This is a genomic window from Streptomyces sp. Alt3, from assembly GCF_030719215.1.
Classification (GTDB): domain Bacteria; phylum Actinomycetota; class Actinomycetes; order Streptomycetales; family Streptomycetaceae; genus Streptomyces; species Streptomyces glycanivorans.
The window spans coordinates 5568607-5584925 of the sequence record NZ_CP120983.1; the positions used below are offsets into that span (position 1 = coordinate 5568607).

Annotated in this window: 13 protein-coding genes; 9 read left to right on the forward strand and 4 right to left on the reverse strand. The window is 72.5% G+C overall.

What is annotated here, in order from left to right; genetic code table 11:
• Positions 1 to 191 precede the first annotated feature (191 nt).
• Positions 192 to 2150 (forward strand): SpoIIE family protein phosphatase, encoded by a 1959-nt coding sequence (locus P8A20_RS24435; protein ID WP_147963373.1) that lies wholly within the window; start codon positions 192 to 194, stop codon positions 2148 to 2150.
• Between the two features lie 11 nt (positions 2151 to 2161).
• Entirely contained in the window at positions 2162 to 3394 is a 1233-nt protein-coding gene (gene hemW, locus P8A20_RS24440; RefSeq protein ID WP_147963372.1) for a radical SAM family heme chaperone HemW, read from the forward strand.
• 89 nt (positions 3395 to 3483) lie between these two features.
• Here the strand turns inward: hemW and P8A20_RS24445 are convergent, their stop codons facing one another.
• The 3 genes from P8A20_RS24445 to P8A20_RS24455 form a co-directional block, all read right to left on the reverse strand.
• Positions 3484 to 6369 carry an ABC transporter substrate-binding protein gene (locus tag P8A20_RS24445; protein ID WP_147963371.1) on the reverse strand — a complete coding sequence of 962 codons (2886 nt, stop codon included), beginning with the start codon at positions 6367 to 6369 and terminating at the stop codon, positions 3484 to 3486.
• Between the two features lie 119 nt (positions 6370 to 6488).
• Complete coding sequence (locus P8A20_RS24450) at positions 6489 to 7307, reverse strand: DUF3097 domain-containing protein (RefSeq protein ID WP_147963370.1); 819 nt, start codon at positions 7305 to 7307, stop codon at positions 6489 to 6491.
• Positions 7308 to 7332: 25 nt separating this feature from the next.
• Positions 7333 to 8055, reverse strand: a complete 723-nt coding sequence (locus P8A20_RS24455) for an MBL fold metallo-hydrolase (protein WP_147963369.1) — start codon at positions 8053 to 8055, stop codon at positions 7333 to 7335.
• A gap of 165 nt (positions 8056 to 8220) precedes the next feature.
• Here P8A20_RS24455 and hrcA point away from each other — a divergent pair, with 165 nt between their 5' ends.
• The 7 genes from hrcA to P8A20_RS24490 all read left to right on the forward strand — a co-directional run bounded on the left by hrcA (position 8221) and on the right by P8A20_RS24490 (position 14675).
• A complete protein-coding gene (gene hrcA / locus P8A20_RS24460) occupies positions 8221 to 9237 on the forward strand; it encodes a heat-inducible transcriptional repressor HrcA (RefSeq protein WP_147963368.1) in 1017 nt (338 codons plus the stop codon).
• Positions 9238 to 10374 carry a molecular chaperone DnaJ gene (dnaJ, locus tag P8A20_RS24465; protein ID WP_014156353.1) on the forward strand — a complete coding sequence of 379 codons (1137 nt, stop codon included), beginning with the start codon at positions 9238 to 9240 and terminating at the stop codon, positions 10372 to 10374.
• 123 nt (positions 10375 to 10497) lie between these two features.
• Entirely contained in the window at positions 10498 to 11571 is a 1074-nt protein-coding gene (locus P8A20_RS24470; RefSeq protein WP_306104265.1) for a nitronate monooxygenase, read from the forward strand.
• Complete coding sequence (locus P8A20_RS24475; RefSeq protein ID WP_306104266.1) at positions 11568 to 12314, forward strand: 16S rRNA (uracil(1498)-N(3))-methyltransferase; 747 nt, start codon at positions 11568 to 11570, stop codon at positions 12312 to 12314. The genes P8A20_RS24470 and P8A20_RS24475 overlap by 4 nt, the downstream gene beginning before the upstream one ends.
• 77 nt (positions 12315 to 12391) lie before the next feature.
• Positions 12392 to 12751 carry a histidine triad nucleotide-binding protein gene (locus P8A20_RS24480; RefSeq protein ID WP_306104267.1) on the forward strand — a complete coding sequence of 120 codons (360 nt, stop codon included), beginning with the start codon at positions 12392 to 12394 and terminating at the stop codon, positions 12749 to 12751.
• Between the two features lie 12 nt (positions 12752 to 12763).
• A complete protein-coding gene (locus P8A20_RS24485) occupies positions 12764 to 13672 on the forward strand; it encodes a ribonuclease Z (protein WP_306104268.1) in 909 nt (302 codons plus the stop codon).
• 10 nt (positions 13673 to 13682) lie between these two features.
• The gene (locus P8A20_RS24490) at positions 13683 to 14675 is read left to right on the forward strand and encodes an adenosine deaminase (protein WP_147963362.1); all 993 of its coding nucleotides are present in this window, start codon (positions 13683 to 13685) and stop codon (positions 14673 to 14675) included.
• Here the strand turns inward: P8A20_RS24490 and P8A20_RS24495 are convergent.
• Complete coding sequence (locus P8A20_RS24495) at positions 14642 to 15997, reverse strand: MFS transporter (RefSeq protein ID WP_147963361.1); 1356 nt, start codon at positions 15995 to 15997, stop codon at positions 14642 to 14644. The genes P8A20_RS24490 and P8A20_RS24495 overlap by 34 nt on opposite strands.
• Positions 15998 to 16319 lie beyond the last annotated feature (322 nt).

Consider the following 16319-nt stretch of genomic DNA (forward strand, 5'->3'; position numbering starts at 1 on the left):
TCCCGGCGAGGCTGGACGGCCGAAGGAGCACGTCGGGGCCGGGGCCGGTGGATGCGGGAGCACCCACCGGCCCCGGCCCGTTTCCGTCCCGTCCCGGCGACTTCCGTCACTCGGTGCTTATGGGTGCGCCCGGTCTGTCACCCTGTCGGGATACGTCAGCGGCGTTTCGCGAGACCGTCAGGAGCCGCACCGTGGGGCCCATTCCCTTGCAGCGGGACACAGTCCAGCGTCCCGGCACCGTCGTCGCAGGTCAGAGCGGCGATCCGCGTCCGGCCGCCCGCACGAGCCTGCCCGGAATCCCGCAGGCCTCGGCCGCGGCCCGCAGATTCGTCCGGGCCGCGCTCACCGACTGGACGGGGCTGGGGCTTCCCTCGTCCGGTGAGTTCGGGGAGCGGCTGACCGACGACGCTCTGACCGTGGCCAGCGAACTGGTCACCAACGCCGTCGTGCACGCCGGTACGACCGTCGAGCTGCTCCTCAGGCTGGAGGACCCGGCCGGCCCCGAACCGGCCGCCCTCGTACTGGAGATCACCGACCACCATCCGGCCCGGTCGGTGCGCGACGAGCGGGCCGACCGGCCCGACCCCGCCGAGTACGGCCGGGGGCTCCAGCTCGTCGCCACCCTCGCCGAGTCCTGGGGCATCACCTATCGCACCGGCCTCAAGACCGTCTGGGCCCGCCTCCTCGGGGACGACCGTTACGGACTGCCCGACACCCCGGCCGCCGACGACGCCTCGCGCAGGCGCGGACTGCGCGACGGCGGGATCCTCACCCCCGCGGCCGGGCAGGCCGCGCGCGACGACGCGGGCTGGGCAGGGCGTGGCGGGCTCTCCTTCCTCGCCGAGGCCTCCGGCCTCCTCGCGGGCCAGCTCGACGAGGACACGGTGGCCTCGACAGCGGGCCGCCTCCTGGTGCCGCGGCTCGCCGACTGGTGCGCGATATGGCTGGAGAGCGAGGGCGGCGGCCCGGCGGCCGCCCCCAGGCTCGCGGGGGTCTGGCACAGCGACGAGGCACGGACCGAGCTGCTGCGCCCCACGCTGGAGAAGGAACCGCTCCGGTTACCCGGCAGTGTCGGTGCCGGCCCCGTACCCATCCCCTGGCCGGGCGGCGCCGCGGAGCGCGGTGACGGTACGGGAGCCGCGCTGGCCCACCGCATCGTCTCGGGCGGGCGCACGCTCGGCGCGCTGCTCGTGGGCCGCGAGGGCGACGACCACATTCCCGACGAGGTGGCCATCCTCCTCGCGGACTTCGTACGGCGGGTGGGCCTCGCCGTGGGCGCCGCCCGCGCCTACACCCGGCAGGCCACCATCAGCCGCATCCTGCAGCGCGGACTGCTGCCCAGCAAGGTCGCCGAGATACCCGGGGTCACCAGCGCCCTGGTGTACGAGCCGGGTGACGACGGCGTGGTCGGCGGCGACTTCTACGACCTGTTCCCGTGCCCCGGCGGCCGCTGGTGCTTCGTGCTCGGGGACGTCCAGGGCAGCGGGCCCGAGGCCGCCGTCGTCACCGGCCTCGCCCGGCCCTGGCTGCGTCTGCTGTCCCGGGAGGGCTTCCGCGTCGGAGAGGTCCTCGACCGGCTCAACCGGCTCCTCCTGGACGACGCCATGGAGGCCGCCGAGGCCGCCGCCCTCATGGTCGCGGCTGCCGGCGGCCAGCAGCTCCAGGGCGGCGAGCAGATCCAGGACGGCACTCAGTCCCGCTTCCTCTCCCTGCTGTACGGCTCCCTCGTGCCGCTCCCGGACGGCGGGGTGCGCTGCACCGTGGCGAGCGCCGGCCACCCCCTCCCGCTGCTGCTGCGCCCCGACGGCTCCGTACGCCCGGCCGCCGAGCCGCAGGTGCTGCTCGGCGTCGTCGAGGACGTGGCGTACGACAGCCAGAGTTTCGACCTGGCACCCGGCGACAGCCTCCTCTGCGTCACCGACGGGGTGACGGAGCGGCGCTCGGGGCGGCTGATGTTCGACGACGGTGACGGCCTCGCACGGGTCCTGGCGGGCTGCGCGGGGCTTACCGCCGCCGGGATGGCCGACCGGATCAAGCAGGCCGTCCACGCCTTCGCCGAGCGCCCGCCCGACGACGACCTGGCCCTGCTGGTGCTCCAGGTCGACGGGGGGCGGCACACGGCTGTGCGGGATGACTCCGCGGGCGAGTGACAATGGACGGTATGCCTTCCGTACTGCCCGATGGTGAGCCCGTGCCCGACGACGGGGCGCTGCCCCGCCATGCCCTGGAAGGCGCCGCCGGCCGTCCGCTCGGTTTCTACCTGCACGTGCCCTACTGCGCCACCCGCTGCGGCTACTGCGACTTCAACACCTACACCGCGACCGAGCTGCGTGGTTCCGGGGGCGCCCTGGCGTCCCGGGACAACTACGCCGCCCATCTCGTCGAGGAGGTCCGCCAGGCCCGCAAGGTGCTCGGCGACGACCCCCGTCCCGTCCGCACGGTCTTCGTCGGCGGCGGTACGCCGACGCTGCTGCCCGCCGCCGACCTCGTCCGGATGCTCGCGGCGATCCGTGAGGAGTTCGGGCTGGCGGAGGACGCGGAGATCACCACGGAGGCCAACCCGGAGTCCGTCGACCCGGCCTATCTCGCGGCACTCCGGGAGGGCGGCTTCAACCGCGTCTCCTTCGGCATGCAGAGCGCCCGGCAGCACGTCCTGAAGGTCCTGGACCGCACCCACACGCCCGGCAGGCCCGAGGCCTGTGTCGCCGAGGCCCGCGCGGCCGGCTTCGAGCACGTCAACCTCGACCTGATCTACGGCACCCCCGGTGAGTCCGACGACGACTGGCGGGCCTCCCTGGACGCGGCGATCGGCGCAGGACCCGACCACGTGTCGGCGTACGCGCTGATCGTGGAGGAGGGGACCCAGCTCGCCCGCCGCATCCGCCGGGGCGAGGTCCCGATGACGGACGACGACGTCCACGCCGACCGCTACCTGATTGCCGACGAGGCGATGGCGGCCGCGGGTTTCTCCTGGTACGAGGTGTCGAACTGGTCCCGTACGCCCGAGGGCCGCTGCCTGCACAACGAGCTGTACTGGCGCGGGGCCGACTGGTGGGGCGCCGGACCGGGCGCGCACAGCCATGTCGGAGGGGTGCGCTGGTGGAACGTCAAGCACCCCGGGGCCTACGCGCAGGCACTCGCCGAGGGCCGCTCGCCGGGGGCCGGCCGTGAGGTGCTCGGGGACGAGGACCGGCGGGTCGAGCGGATCCTGCTGGAGCTGCGGCTCGTCGAGGGCTGCCCGCTGTCCCTGCTCGCTCCCGCAGGTCTCGCGGCGGCCGCCCGCGCCGTGACCGACGGGCTGCTGGAGCCCGGACCGTACGGTGAGGGACGCGCGGTCCTCACCCTCCGCGGCCGGCTGCTGGCCGACGCCGTGGTGCGGGACCTGGTGGACTAGCCGGCCAGGACGCCCGACGAGCCGCCGAGCCCGCCGAGCCCGCATGCTCGGCACCGGGAGAGGCCTCAGCCGCCCCCCCCGGAGCACCCCTACGGCACCCGGCAGTCCGCGCGGGTGAGCGGTGTGCGGTCACCCGCGGCCCGGCCGCACACGCTGCGGCTCCGGGCGTCCGGGCCCGGGCGGGTGACCTCGACGACGTCCAGGCCGTGCACCCTCTGGTCGGTGTAGGGAATCGTCCCCCGGAAGGTGATCGTCCCGGTCGGCATGTCGTGCAGGGCCACCGAGTACAGCGTCGCCCAGGTCTCTGCCGCGCTCTGCGGGTTGTCGCTGCGGGTGGCCGCCGCGTAGAGGGCCGCCGTCGCCTGGTAGGAGATGACGGTCTGCCCGCTGGTGAACAGCCGGTCCTCGTACGGGCGCTCCTTCGGCAGGGCGGGCAGCTGCTGTCCCTCGGGGAGCAGCGACTGCAGCGCCTTGCGGGAGTCCTCGTAGAACGCCCGGCCCCCGCCCTGGCTCATCGGTGCGAGGGCGCCGTAGTAGAGCGTGACCTTGTCCGCGAGCTTCGTCGCGTCGTCGAACCGTGCCTTGGTGAGGTCGTCGCCCGTGAAGACCGTGATGGCCTTGTCCGAACAGCCCGCCGTCTGCCCGAGGCCGGACATCAGCGTGTTGACGTCCTCGACCCGGCCGGCGAAGTACAGGGCGTCGGGCACGCGCTCCGCCCCGCAGATGGCGTGCAGGGGCGCGTCGAGATTGGCGGAGTTGCCGTCCTTCGACAGGGAGTACCGGGTGTCGGAGACCAGGGCGAAGCCCGACTCCTTCAGCATCCGCAGACCGACCCGGCGCTGCTCGGTCGTGTAACGGTCCTTGTCCTCGTTGCCCACCTTCCTGGACAGGACGACGGCCTGCGGATCCTCCAGCCGGTCCGCCAGCTGGCCGGCGACGAGCCCGACGGCGTCCGCCTGCTCCTCGTCGGTGGCGGCCAGACCGAAGTAGTTCGGGTACTCACGGGCCAGGTCGCTGCCCGAGTTCGTGGTGTCCACCACGGGCAGCCCGGCGCGCTGGAGGAGCCCGGTGACCGCCGCGCTCTCCGTGGTGTTGCGTCCGAGGCCCACCACGCCGACGACGGAGGAGTCCCGCCGGGCCACCTCGATGATCTTCTTGACCGCCGTCGTCTGCCGCAGCATGTCCTGGCCGCCGTTGGCCGTCAGCACCCGGAGCTTGACGGAACGATTCGCCGTGTCGTTGACGAACCGCTGGTGCAGGTAGACGCCGGTCAGCTCCTCCAGGCCCTTGCGGGTGTCCTCGCGGTTCGTGTCGGTGCCCGTCAGCGGGCCCGCGTAGACGACGGTGACACGCGGCGCTCCCGGCGGGATGCCGGCGTTCTGCTCGCGTATCGCCTGCTCGATCCGCTCGAAGGTGACGCCCTTGCCCACCCCGTTGAGCTGGAGGGTGTTGCCCTCGGCGAAGCGCACCTGCGGGACCGTCGCCACCCCCACGCACTCGTCGGCGCCCCCGGGTCCGGCCAGTCTGACCGAGTCCGTGCTCCGGCCCACGAGCGGGCCGTAGCAGTACGTCTCCTTCCAGTGCGCGCTCCACAGGAAGGTCCCCAGCAGCGCGCAGACCAGCACGAGGGTGACGGTCCTCCGCGACATCACCCACCACGCCCAGGTACGGCGTACGCGGTGGGTGACGAGCTGGAGGTGGGCGTGTTCGTGGGTCAGCTGCTCGGAGGACAGGGGCAGCCGCAGCACCCAGGCCAGCGTCACGGCCGCCGCCGGCGCCTGCCCCACGCTCAGGTCCTCGACCCAGGTCTCGTACCGTGCGCGGGCCCCCGTGCTCGCCCCGGCGTTCGCGGGCGGCTCCGGCGGCAGCGGCGGGGTGTGCCGCATGATCCGGTCGGCGGGCAGGGAGGCCAGGAGCAGCAGCGGATCCACCTCGCTGCGCCGCGAACGCACGTTGTTGACGGCGTTGATCAGCAGGACGCCGCCGTTGTCCTGGGTGGCCGTGGGGAGGAAGACCACCGGCGGGACGGTGCGCTTGCCGCGACGCCAGTCCGGGGCGTGCGCCCGGTAGCTGTCCAGCAGGTCCTCCAGCAGCGCCTGGACCCGCAGCTCCAGATGGAACTGGCGCGCGTGCTCGTCGCCGGCCGCCGCGTCGGCCACCCGCTCGGCGACGGCGGCCGCCCGCGCCCGGATCACCCGCCACGAACCGCTGGGGGAGAAGCGCGACCAGCCGTCGGACGGGTACGCGGTGCTCGACGCGGCGAGGGACGACGTGGTCGCGAGCCATCTGCTGGCCCCGCGCAGCCAGAGCAGCGGCGGCGCCGCCCTCGTCATCAGCCGTACGACCGCCAGGCCGAGCAGGGCCGCGGCGGCCACCAGGGCGGTGAGCACCCAGCCGATCTCGCCGAGCAGCACGCTGAGCACGGCGATGAAGACGGCCCCCAGGAAGGTCTCCGGGCGGACCGAGGCGCGCAGGGAGTCCCACCAGCTGTTGCGCCCCGACCGGCTCGGCCGCCAGCGCAGGCTGCCCAGCTGTTCCAGGATCCGTTCGTCGCGCTCCCGGGCGGAACCCCGGCCCGGCTGTGCGACGACCGTCGCGGTGGCCTGCTCGATGGCCGCGAGCAGCCGGGAGCGGGGAAAGACGAACGGCTTGTACTGCGAGGTGCCCCGGGTCTCCCAGGGCCGCTCGGTGAGGGCGCGGACCATGGAGAGCGCCGCCTCGTACGGGGTGTCACCGCCCCCGTCGAGGAGCTTCACCGGGACCCGGCGCAGCTGGTTCGCACGGTGGACCTGGTGGACGATCTGCTCGACCCTGGCGTCGGTCTCCGGGCCGGCGGAGGCGTCCTCGGCCTGCGCGACGACCAGAGGCATCACCGGCCGGTTGACCCGGTACTGGTCGATCAGCTGCTGCATGAGGTGGAAGACGGCGGAGGCCGCCTCGTTCTCCGCACTGTCCCGCCACACTTCGCGCGTCATCAGCCCCGTGCCTTCCCCTGAGCCCGGCCCTGCCGTCATCACTCAATAACGGATGGTCCGTGTGTGGCGCAGGTGTTCACGGGGATCGATACCGGATCCTCCTCGACGCTACCGGGACATCAGGCAGGAAGGGTGACGAAGTCGATCAATTCCTCCACGCGGCCCAGCAGTTGCGGTTCCAGGTCCTTGTAGGAGCCGACCCTGGACAGGATGTGCTGCCAGGCGGCTCCCGTGTTCTCCGGCCAGCCCAGCGCGCGGCACACGCCGGTCTTCCAGTCCTGGCCGCGCGGCACGGCCGGCCACCCGGGGATGCCCACGGACGACGGCTTCACGGCCTCCCACACGTCGATGTACGGATGCCCCACCACCAGCACGTCGGCGTCGGTGACCTGAGCGGCGATCCGGGACTCCTTCGAGCCGGGGACCAGGTGGTCGACCAGCACCCCGAGCCGGGCGTCCGGGCCGGGTGCGAACTCCCGCACGATCGCGGGGAGGTCGTCCACACCCTCCAGGTACTCCACCACCACGCCCTCGATGCGCAGGTCGTCGCCCCAGACCCGCTCCACGAGCTCGGCGTCGTGCCGCCCCTCCACATAGATCCGGCCCGCGCGCGCCACCCGTGCCCGCGCCCCGGGGACCGCCACCGAACCGGAGGCGGTCCGCGCGGGCCGGACCGGGCCGCCGGCCGACGGACGCACGAGCGTGACCACCTTCCCCTCCAGCAGGAAGCCGCGGGGCTCCATGGGGAAGACCCGGTGCTTGCCGAAGCGGTCCTCCAGCGTGACCGTCGGCCCCTGTGCCGTCCTCTCGCACCGGATCACCGCGCCGCAGAAGCCGCTGACAACCTCCTCGACCACCAGATCGGGCTCGGCGGGCACCTCCGGGGCGGGGGCGGACTTCTTCCACGGCGGGGTCAGGTCCGGCTGGTAGCTGCGCATGGCACGACGATAAACGGGCGCCCGTTCACGACACGCCGAAGCGGGCGGCGAGTTGATCACGCTGCGCCCGTACGAACGCCGCGTCGACGACCGCCCCGTGCCCCGGTACGTACAGCGCGTCCTCGCCGCCCAGTTCGAGCAGCCGGTCCAGAGCGGCCGGCCAGTGCGTGGGGACCGCGTCCCGGCCCGCCTGAGGTTCGCCCGACTCCTCGACCAGATCGCCGCAGAGCACCACGACGGGGGAACCGGGCACCAGTACGGCGAGGTCGTGGCCGCTGTGACCGGGGCCCACATTGGCCAGCAGCACCTGGAACCCGTCGCCGAGGTCGAGCGTCCACTCGCCGCTCACCTGGTGACGCGGGGGCACCAGGGCGTCCGTGGCGGCCGTGGCGTCCGCCTCGCTCATCCCGTGCCGCATCGCGTCCGCCCGCAGCTCCCCGGCCCCCCGCGCCAGGAGATCCGCCGTCCCGACCGCGCCGTAGACCTCCGCCCCGGAGAACGCGGCCGTGCCCAGCACATGGTCGAAGTGCGGATGGCTCAGTGCGATATGCGTCACCCTCCGGCCCAGCAGGGCCTCCGCCTGGGTCCTCAGTTCCACACCCTCCCGGAGCGTCGAACCCGTGTCGTGGAGCAGCACGCCGTCCGCCCCGGCCACCAGCGTCACGGTCGCGTCCCAGACGGGCAGGCGCCGCCGCCCGATACCGTTGCCCAACCGCTCCCAGCCGAACTCTTCCCAAGAGACATCCATACAGCGACGCTATCGGCAACGACCTGCACGGTCCCACGACGGCGTGGCCGGTCGCCCTTGCCCACGCCCCACCCCGCCCCCGTACACTGACCGGGGGGATTGCTGGCACTCGAACGCACAGAGTGCCAGGCAGACGCCGAAGAACCACAGCTGGAGGTGTGCGCGGTGCTCAGCGAACGCAGACTCGAAGTGCTGCGCGCCATCGTCCAGGACTATGTCGGCACCGAGGAGCCCGTCGGCTCCAAGGCGCTCACGGAGCGGCACAGCCTCGGGGTCTCCCCGGCGACCGTCCGCAACGACATGGCGGTGCTGGAGGACGAGGGCTTCATCGCCCAGCCGCACACGAGTGCGGGGCGCATTCCGACGGACAAGGGCTACCGGCTCTTCGTCGACAAGCTCGCGGGCGTCAAGCCCCTGTCGTCGCCGGAGCGCCGGGCCATTCAGAATTTCCTCGACGGCGCGGTCGACCTCGACGACGTCGTGGGCCGCACGGTCCGGCTGCTCGCGCAGCTGACCAGGCAGGTCGCCGTCGTGCAGTACCCCTCACTGACCCGGTCGACGGTCCGGCACGTGGAGCTGCTCTCACTGGCTCCCGCGCGGCTGATGCTCGTGCTGATCACGGACACGGGCCGGGTCGAGCAGCGTATGATCGATTGCCCTGCACCGTTCGGTGACACGTCACTGGCGGATCTGCGGGCCCGGCTCAACAGCCGGGTCGTCGGACGCCGCTTCGCGGACGTCCCGCAGCTGGTGCAGGATCTTCCGGAGTCCTTCGAGACCGAGGACCGGGGAACCGTTTCGACGGTGCTCTCCGTTCTCCTGGAGACTCTGGTCGAGGAAACGGAGGAGCGGCTGATCATCGGCGGCACCTCCAACCTCACCCGTTTCGGACACGACTTCCCCGTGATGATCCGTCCGGTGCTGGAGGCACTGGAGGAACAGGTCGTGCTGCTGAAGCTGCTGGGTGAGGCTACGGATTCGGGCATGACCGTACGGATCGGGCACGAGAACGCCCACGAGGGCCTCAACGCCACGTCCGTCGTCGCGGTCGGCTACGGTTCGGGCGACGAGGCAGTCGCCAAACTCGGCGTGGTCGGACCGACCCGCATGGACTACCCCGGAACGATGGGAGCGGTACGCGCAGTGGCACGTTACGTCGGACAGATCCTGGCGGAGTCGTAAGTGGCCACGGACTACTACGCCGTACTCGGCGTGCGCCGCGACGCTTCCCAGGACGAGATCAAGAAGGCATTCCGCAGACTCGCGCGCGAGCTGCACCCGGATGTCAACCCCGATCCGAAGACCCAGGAGCGGTTCAAGGAGATCAACGCCGCCTACGAGGTGCTGTCGGACCCGCAGAAGAAGCAGGTCTACGACCTCGGCGGCGATCCGCTCTCCCAGTCGGGCGGTGGTGGGGCCGGTGGCTTCGGCGCCGGCGGTTTCGGCAACTTCAGCGACATCATGGACGCGTTCTTCGGCAACGCGACGCAGCGCGGGCCCCGTTCGCGGACCCGGCGTGGCCAGGACGCCATGATCAGGCTGGAGATCGACCTCAACGAGGCGGCCTTCGGCACGACCAAGGACATCCAGGTCGACACGGCCGTCGTCTGTACGACCTGCAGCGGCGAGGGCGCGGCACCCGGCACCTCCGCGCAGACCTGTGACATGTGCCGCGGCCGCGGCGAGGTCTCCCAGGTCACCCGGTCGTTCCTCGGCCAGGTCATGACCTCGCGCCCCTGCCCGCAGTGCCAGGGCTTCGGCACGGTCGTGCCGACCCCGTGCCCCGAGTGCGCCGGTGACGGCCGCATCCGCTCGCGGCGCACGCTTACCGTGAAGATCCCCGCAGGTGTCGACAACGGCACCCGGATCCAGCTCGCGGGAGAGGGCGAGGTCGGCCCCGGCGGCGGCCCCGCCGGCGACCTGTACGTCGAGATCCACGAGGTCTCGCACGCCGTGTTCCAGCGGCGCGGCGACGACCTGCACTGCACGGTCACCATCCCGATGACGGCCGCGGCCCTGGGCACCCAGGTGCCGCTGGAGACGCTCGACGGCCTGGAGGAGATCGACATCCGGCCGGGCACCCAGTCCGGCCAGTCGGTCCCGCTGCACGGGCGCGGCATCACGCACCTGCGCGGCGGCGGACGCGGTGACCTGATCGTGCACGTCGAGGTCATGACCCCGACGAAGATGGACCCCGAGCAGGAGCGCCTGCTGCGGGAGCTGGCCAAGCTGCGAGGCGAGGAGCGGCCCACGGGCCAGTTCCAGCCGGGACAGCAGGGGCTGTTCTCCCGCCTGAAGGACGCCTTCAACGGCCGCTGAACCCTGTCACCACGACGCCCGCCGGTCTCCGCACCGGCGGGCGTCGCCGTGTCCGCGGCGGTGTTCCCGTCCGGGTGAAAGGGCTGATTCGGCACGATCCGCCGGACGTGGCACGATGCGGTCATGTCCTCGCCCCTCACCGCTCTCTGCCGGTACCCGATCGTGCAGGCACCTATGGCGGGAGGCGCCTCCCGGCCGGAGCTGGCCGCCGCGGTCTCCGAGTCCGGAGGGCTGGGGTTCCTCGCCGCCGGCTACAAGACGGCGGACGGGATGTACAACGAGATCAAGCAGCTCAGGAGGCTGACCGGCCGTCCCTTCGGCGTCAATCTCTTCATGCCGCAGCCCCTCGTCGCCGACCCGGGAGCCGTCGAGGTCTACCGCCACCAGCTCGCCGGCGAGGCGGCCTGGTACGAGACCCCCCTGGGCGACCCGGACGCCGGCGGGGACGACGGGTACGACGCCAAGGTCGCGATCCTGCTGCACGACCCCGTACCCGTGGTCTCCTTCACCTTCGGCTGCCCCACCCGCGAGGTCCTCGACGCGTTCGCCGCCGCCGGCACGCTCACCGTCGTCACGGTCACCTCGCCCCAGGAGGCGAGGAACGCCGCGTGGTCGGGCGCGGCCGCACTCTGTGTCCAGGGCGTCGAGGCCGGCGGCCACCAGTCGACGCACCGCGACGATCCCCAGGGCGGCCTCACGGGCACCGGACTGCTCGCCCTGACCGCCGAGATCCGCGAGTCCGTCGACCTGCCGGTCATCGCGGCCGGCGGGCTGATGCGCGGCTCCCAGATCACCGCCGTCCTGGCGGCCGGGGCCGACGCCGCGCAGCTCGGCACGGCGTTCCTGCCCTGCCCGGAGTCGGGTGCGCACCCGCTGCACAAAGAGGCCCTGACCAACCCGCTGTTCGTGACGACGGCTCTGACCCGGGCGTTCTCCGGCCGCCCCGCACGCGGACTGGTTAACCGGTTCGTACGGGAGCACGGCCCGTACGCCCCCGCCGCCTACCCGCAGGTGCACCAGCTGACCAGCGGGCTGCGCGGGGCGGCGGCCAAGGCCGGGGACGCCCAGGGCATGGCCCTCTGGGCGGGTCAGGGCCACCGGATGGCACGCGAGCTGCCCGCCGGGGAACTCGTGGAACTGCTCGCGGCAGAAACGGAAGCCGCGCGTGCGGCAGTGAGTGTGAGGAGTGCCCAGTGACGGCACCGGTCTTCGTCGTCGAACAGCTGCCCAGCGGCCCGGAGTTCGTCCTGGACGGACCCGAGGGACGGCACGCGGTGTCCGTGAAGCGGCTGAACCCGGGCGAGGACGTCGTCCTGACCGACGGGCAGGGCCGCTGGGCCGAAGGCGTCGTACGGGCGGCCGAGGGCAAGGACCGGCTCGTGGTCACCGGCCTGGAGAGCGTCCACGACGAGCCCGCGCCCGTGCCCTTCGTCACCGTCGTCCAGGCGCTGCCCAAGGGGGACCGCGGTGAGCTCGCCGTGGAGACGATGACCGAGACGGGCGTCGACGCGATCGTGCCCTGGCAGGCCGCGCGCTGCATCACGCAGTGGAAGGGCGACCGAGGTCTCAAGTCCCTCGCCAAATGGCGCAGCACCGCGCGTGAGGCGGGGAAGCAGTCCCGCCGGGTGCGCTTCCCCGAGGTGGCCGGGGTCATGACGACCAAACAGGTTGCCGTGCTGCTGGCCGCGGCGGACTTCGCGGGCGTCCTGCACGAGGGCCGGGACAGCGGCAGCGAACCGCTCGCCACCGCCGAACTCCCCGCAGGCGGGACGATCGTGTTGGTCGTGGGCCCGGAGGGCGGGGTGTCGCCCCAGGAGCTGGCCGCCTTCGCGGAGGCGGGAGCGCCCGCGTACCGGCTCGGGCCCAGCGTGCTGCGCACCTCGACCGCGGGGACCGCGGCTGCGGCCCTGCTGATGGGACGCACCGGGCGCTGGAGCTGACAGCCGCCCGCCCCGCCCGGCCGGATAGCATGCCGGTGTACTGATCACGAGGACCCAACGACCGAGGAGGCCGGGCCATGGCGGGTGAGCCGCAGACCGACTGCCTGTTCTGCAAGATCGTTACTGGGGACATCCCGGCGACCATCGTCCGCGAGAGCGGGACGACCATCGCCTTCCGCGACATAAACCCCCAGGCCCCGACCCACGTCCTGGTCATCCCCAAGGCGCACTACCCGGACGCCGCCGCCCTCGCCGCGGGCGACCCGCAGGCCGCCGCCGACGTGCTGCGCGAGGCGGGCCTGGTAGCCGCCGACGAGAAGATCACCGAGGCCGGTTACCGCATCGTGCTCAACACCGGAGCCGGCGCCGGCCAGACCGTGTTCCACGCGCACGCCCACGTCCTGGGCGGACGCGGGATGCAGTGGCCCCCCGGTTAGCAGGCCGCCACCGTGTCCGTACGAGAGCTCGTGGTCCTCGGCACCGCCAGTCAGGTGCCGACCCGCCACCGCAACCACAACGGCTACCTGCTGCGCTGGGACGGGGAGGGCATCCTCTTCGACCCCGGCGAGGGGACCCAGCGCCAGATGCTTCGGGCGGGCGTCGCCGCGCACGACATCAACCGGATCTGCGTCACCCACTTCCACGGCGACCACGCGCTGGGCCTGGCGGGCGTGATCCAGCGGATCAATCTCGACCAGGTCCCGCACCCCGTCACCGCGCACTTCCCGGCGAGCGGGCAGCGCTTCTTCGACCGTCTGCGGTACGCGACGGCCTACCGGGAGTCGGTCGAGCTGACCGAGGCACCGGTGGCCGCCGACGGGGTCCTCGCCACCACCGACGCGTACACCCTCGACAGCCACCGGCTCTCGCACCCCGTCGAGTCCTACGGCTACCGGCTCACCGAGCCCGACCGGCTGCGCATGCTGCCGGCGAAGCTGGCCGAGCACGGCATCGCGGGGCCCGACGTCGGACGGATCCAGCGGGACGGCGTCCTGCGCGGCATCCCCCTGGACGAGGTCTCCGAGACGCGCCGCGGACAGCGCTGCGCGTTCGTCATGGACACCCGGCTCTGCGACGGCGCGTTCGCCCTCGCGGAGAAATGCGACATGCTGGTCATCGAGTCGACGTTCCTCGACGAGGACGGCCGGCTCGCCGCCGACCACGGTCACCTCACCGCCGGCCAGGCGGCCCGGGTGGCGAAGGAGTCCGGCGTACGGCACCTCGTGCTGACGCACTTCTCCCAGCGCTACACGGACCCCGACGCCTTCGAGCGCCAGGTCAGGGCAGCCGGCTTCGACGGTGAACTGACCATCGCCCAGGACCTGATCAGGGTCCCGGTACCCACCCGCCACACGTAACGAGAACCCCGTGCACCTCCCCAAAGCCGAACTCCACCTCCACATCGAAGGAACCCTCGAACCCGAGCTGGCCTTCGCACTGGCCGCGCGCAACGGCGTGGACCTGCCCTACGCGGACACCGAGGAGCTGCGCAAGGCGTACCTCTTCGAGGACCTGCAGACCTTCCTCGACCTGTACTACGCCCTGATGGCAGTGCTGCGCACCGAGGAGGACTTCGCCGAGCTGGCCGACGCCTACCTCGCCCGCGCAGCCACCCAGGGCGTCCGGCACGCGGAGATCTTCTTCGACCCGCAGGCCCACACCGACCGGGGCGTCCCGATCGGTACGGTCATCGAGGGGCTCGGCAGGGCGCTGGACCGCAGCGAGGAGACGCACGGCATCTCCACCCAGCTGATCATGTGCTTCCTGCGCGACAAGTCCGCGGAGTCGGCGCTGGAGACCCTGGAGGCCGCGAAGCCGTACGTCCACCGCATCAGCGCCGTCGGCCTCGACTCGGCGGAGGTCGGCCACCCGCCCGCGAAGTTCCGCGAGGTGTACGCGGCCGCCACGGCCCTCGGCCTGCGCAAGGTCGCCCACGCGGGCGAGGAGGGCCCGCCGGAGTACATCCGGGAGGCCCTGGACGTCCTCGGCGTCGAGCGGATCGACCACGGTCTGCGCTGCATGGAGGACCCGGACCTGGTCGACCGACTGGTCTCCGAGCGGATCCCGCTGACGCTCTGCCCGCTGTCCAACGTACGGCTGCGCGCCATCGACGTCCTGGAGCAGCATCCGCTGCGGTCGATGATGGACGCGGGGCTCCTCTGCACGGTGAACTCCGACGACCCCGCCTACTTCGGCGGTTACGTCGGAGACACCTTCCACGCCGTCCACGAGGCGCTCGGCCTGGACCGCGAGCAGCTGCGCACCCTGGCCCGCAACTCCTTCGAGGCGGCCTTCCTCGACCACGACGAGGAGCGCAGGGCGCGCTACTACTCCGAGGTCGAGGCGTACGAGTTCGACTGACCGGCACCGCCGGCCGGCCCGGCCGTGCGGAACGCGCTCCGGCCCAGCCGCCTGCGCCGTAGCGCGGGCACGCTGATCTCCGTGACCGCCTGTTCCGGCGCACCCAGCTTGGGCACCGCGCCGGACAGGCTGTTGGTCGTGGCCGCGAGCAGTGCCGCCGGGGCACCACCCCTGCGCCGGACGGAACCGGGCACCAGCGGCCGGCCGCCGGTGTGCAGAGCAACCGCGGTGACGGGGGCCGCGACCAGGAGCGTCGCGGCTCCCAGGATCAGGCCCATCACCGCATAGCCCGCCTGCTCGGAGAGCACGCTGCCGAGCAGGGGGCCGCACGCCGTGCCGACGGACGAGGCCGAGCCCGCGAGGACCGCCCAGCGGCCGCGCACGTCCAGCGAGGCCGCCAGCCCGATCAGATACGACAGGACCACCGGGTAGAAGGTGTTCCACGCGATCTCACCGGTCGCGAACGATCCCAGGTCATCGGCCGAGGAGCTCAGCACGATGCTCCCGGCGATGATCATCGTCCCGAGGCCGATCGGAACCGCGCGCCCGAGCCGGGCTCCCAGCATGCCCGCCCCCATCACGCCGAGCAGTCCCGCACCCAGCGCGGCGGCGAACACGGCGCCGATGGTCACCTCGGAGAGGCCGACCTGGACGGCGCCGATGCGGCTGCTCACACCCCACAGGGCGTTCTGCGCCATGGACCAGACGAGCATCCCGCCCGCCAGCACCAGTCCGGACCGCCGGTGCGGCAGCCGCCCCTGCACCGGTGACGTCCCGCCGGCCGGCGAGGAGCCGCCGAGCCTGGAGGTGGCGGGCCAGACGAGCAGGGCGACCAGCGCGATGGACGCGAACGGCAGCCGGTGACCGCCACCCAGGTGAGGGATCGTCAGATAGAGGGCGCCCGCCGTCGCGGAGACGCTGAGCAGCCCGAGTGACGAGGTCCGGTGCGGATCCTTCTGCGCGGCGATGCCGGATGCCGCGACGGCGGTCGCCGTGCCCGATCCGAATCCGCCGACGACGACTCCCAGGATCACCAGGGGCATCGAGGTGGTCAGGGCCGCGCAGCCGTACCCGAGCGCGGCGAGCAGCAGCCCCGCGCGCGCCGGTCTCCGCGACCCGAATCTGTCGACGCGTCCGGCCAGCGCGAAGCCGGCCGAGGCCGAGCTGAGCAGCAGGGCGCTGCCGACCAGACCGGCCTGTGCGGAACTGAGGCCCAGATAGGTGCTGAGACGGCCGACGATGGTGGGGAGCAGGTAGGCGGCGAGGTAACCGGCGGTGAACACGGCGACCAGGGGCCACGCGGCGCGAGGGCGCGAGGACATGGGCGTTCCCGAAGACATGCCTGAGAAGGCGGAAGAAGGCAGGGGAGGGTAAGGCGGGGCAAGGCAGGGGAGGGCAAGACAGGGGTGTGGCAGGGGAGGGTGGAGCGAGAAAAGCGGGAGGAGCGGCACCCGTCGTCAACCGTCCCGAACGGTGCTCGCGGGGCAATTTGTATCAAGCGCGCCCTGGCGACGGAAAGTCGGCTCGATGTGATCTGGGTCACATACATGTTTATGCGTCATCAGGCCGGGTAGCTGCGCATGTTTATGCAGGTGGGAGTGAGTGTGCGCGGCCCGGCGCGGGCCCTCCGGATACGGGGGCGGA

Coding starts and splice junctions, on each gene's coding strand:
- hemW (WP_147963372.1), top strand. CDS start 2,162: ATGCCTTCCGTACTGCCCGATGGTGAGCCCGTGCCCGACGACGGGGCG.
- P8A20_RS24445 (WP_147963371.1), bottom strand. CDS start 6,369: ATGACGCGCGAAGTGTGGCGGGACAGTGCGGAGAACGAGGCGGCCTCC.
- P8A20_RS24450 (WP_147963370.1), bottom strand. CDS start 7,307: ATGCGCAGCTACCAGCCGGACCTGACCCCGCCGTGGAAGAAGTCCGCC.
- P8A20_RS24455 (WP_147963369.1), bottom strand. CDS start 8,055: ATGGATGTCTCTTGGGAAGAGTTCGGCTGGGAGCGGTTGGGCAACGGT.
- P8A20_RS24470 (WP_306104265.1), top strand. CDS start 10,498: ATGTCCTCGCCCCTCACCGCTCTCTGCCGGTACCCGATCGTGCAGGCA.
- P8A20_RS24480 (WP_306104267.1), top strand. CDS start 12,392: ATGGCGGGTGAGCCGCAGACCGACTGCCTGTTCTGCAAGATCGTTACT.
- P8A20_RS24495 (WP_147963361.1), bottom strand. CDS start 15,997: ATGTCCTCGCGCCCTCGCGCCGCGTGGCCCCTGGTCGCCGTGTTCACC.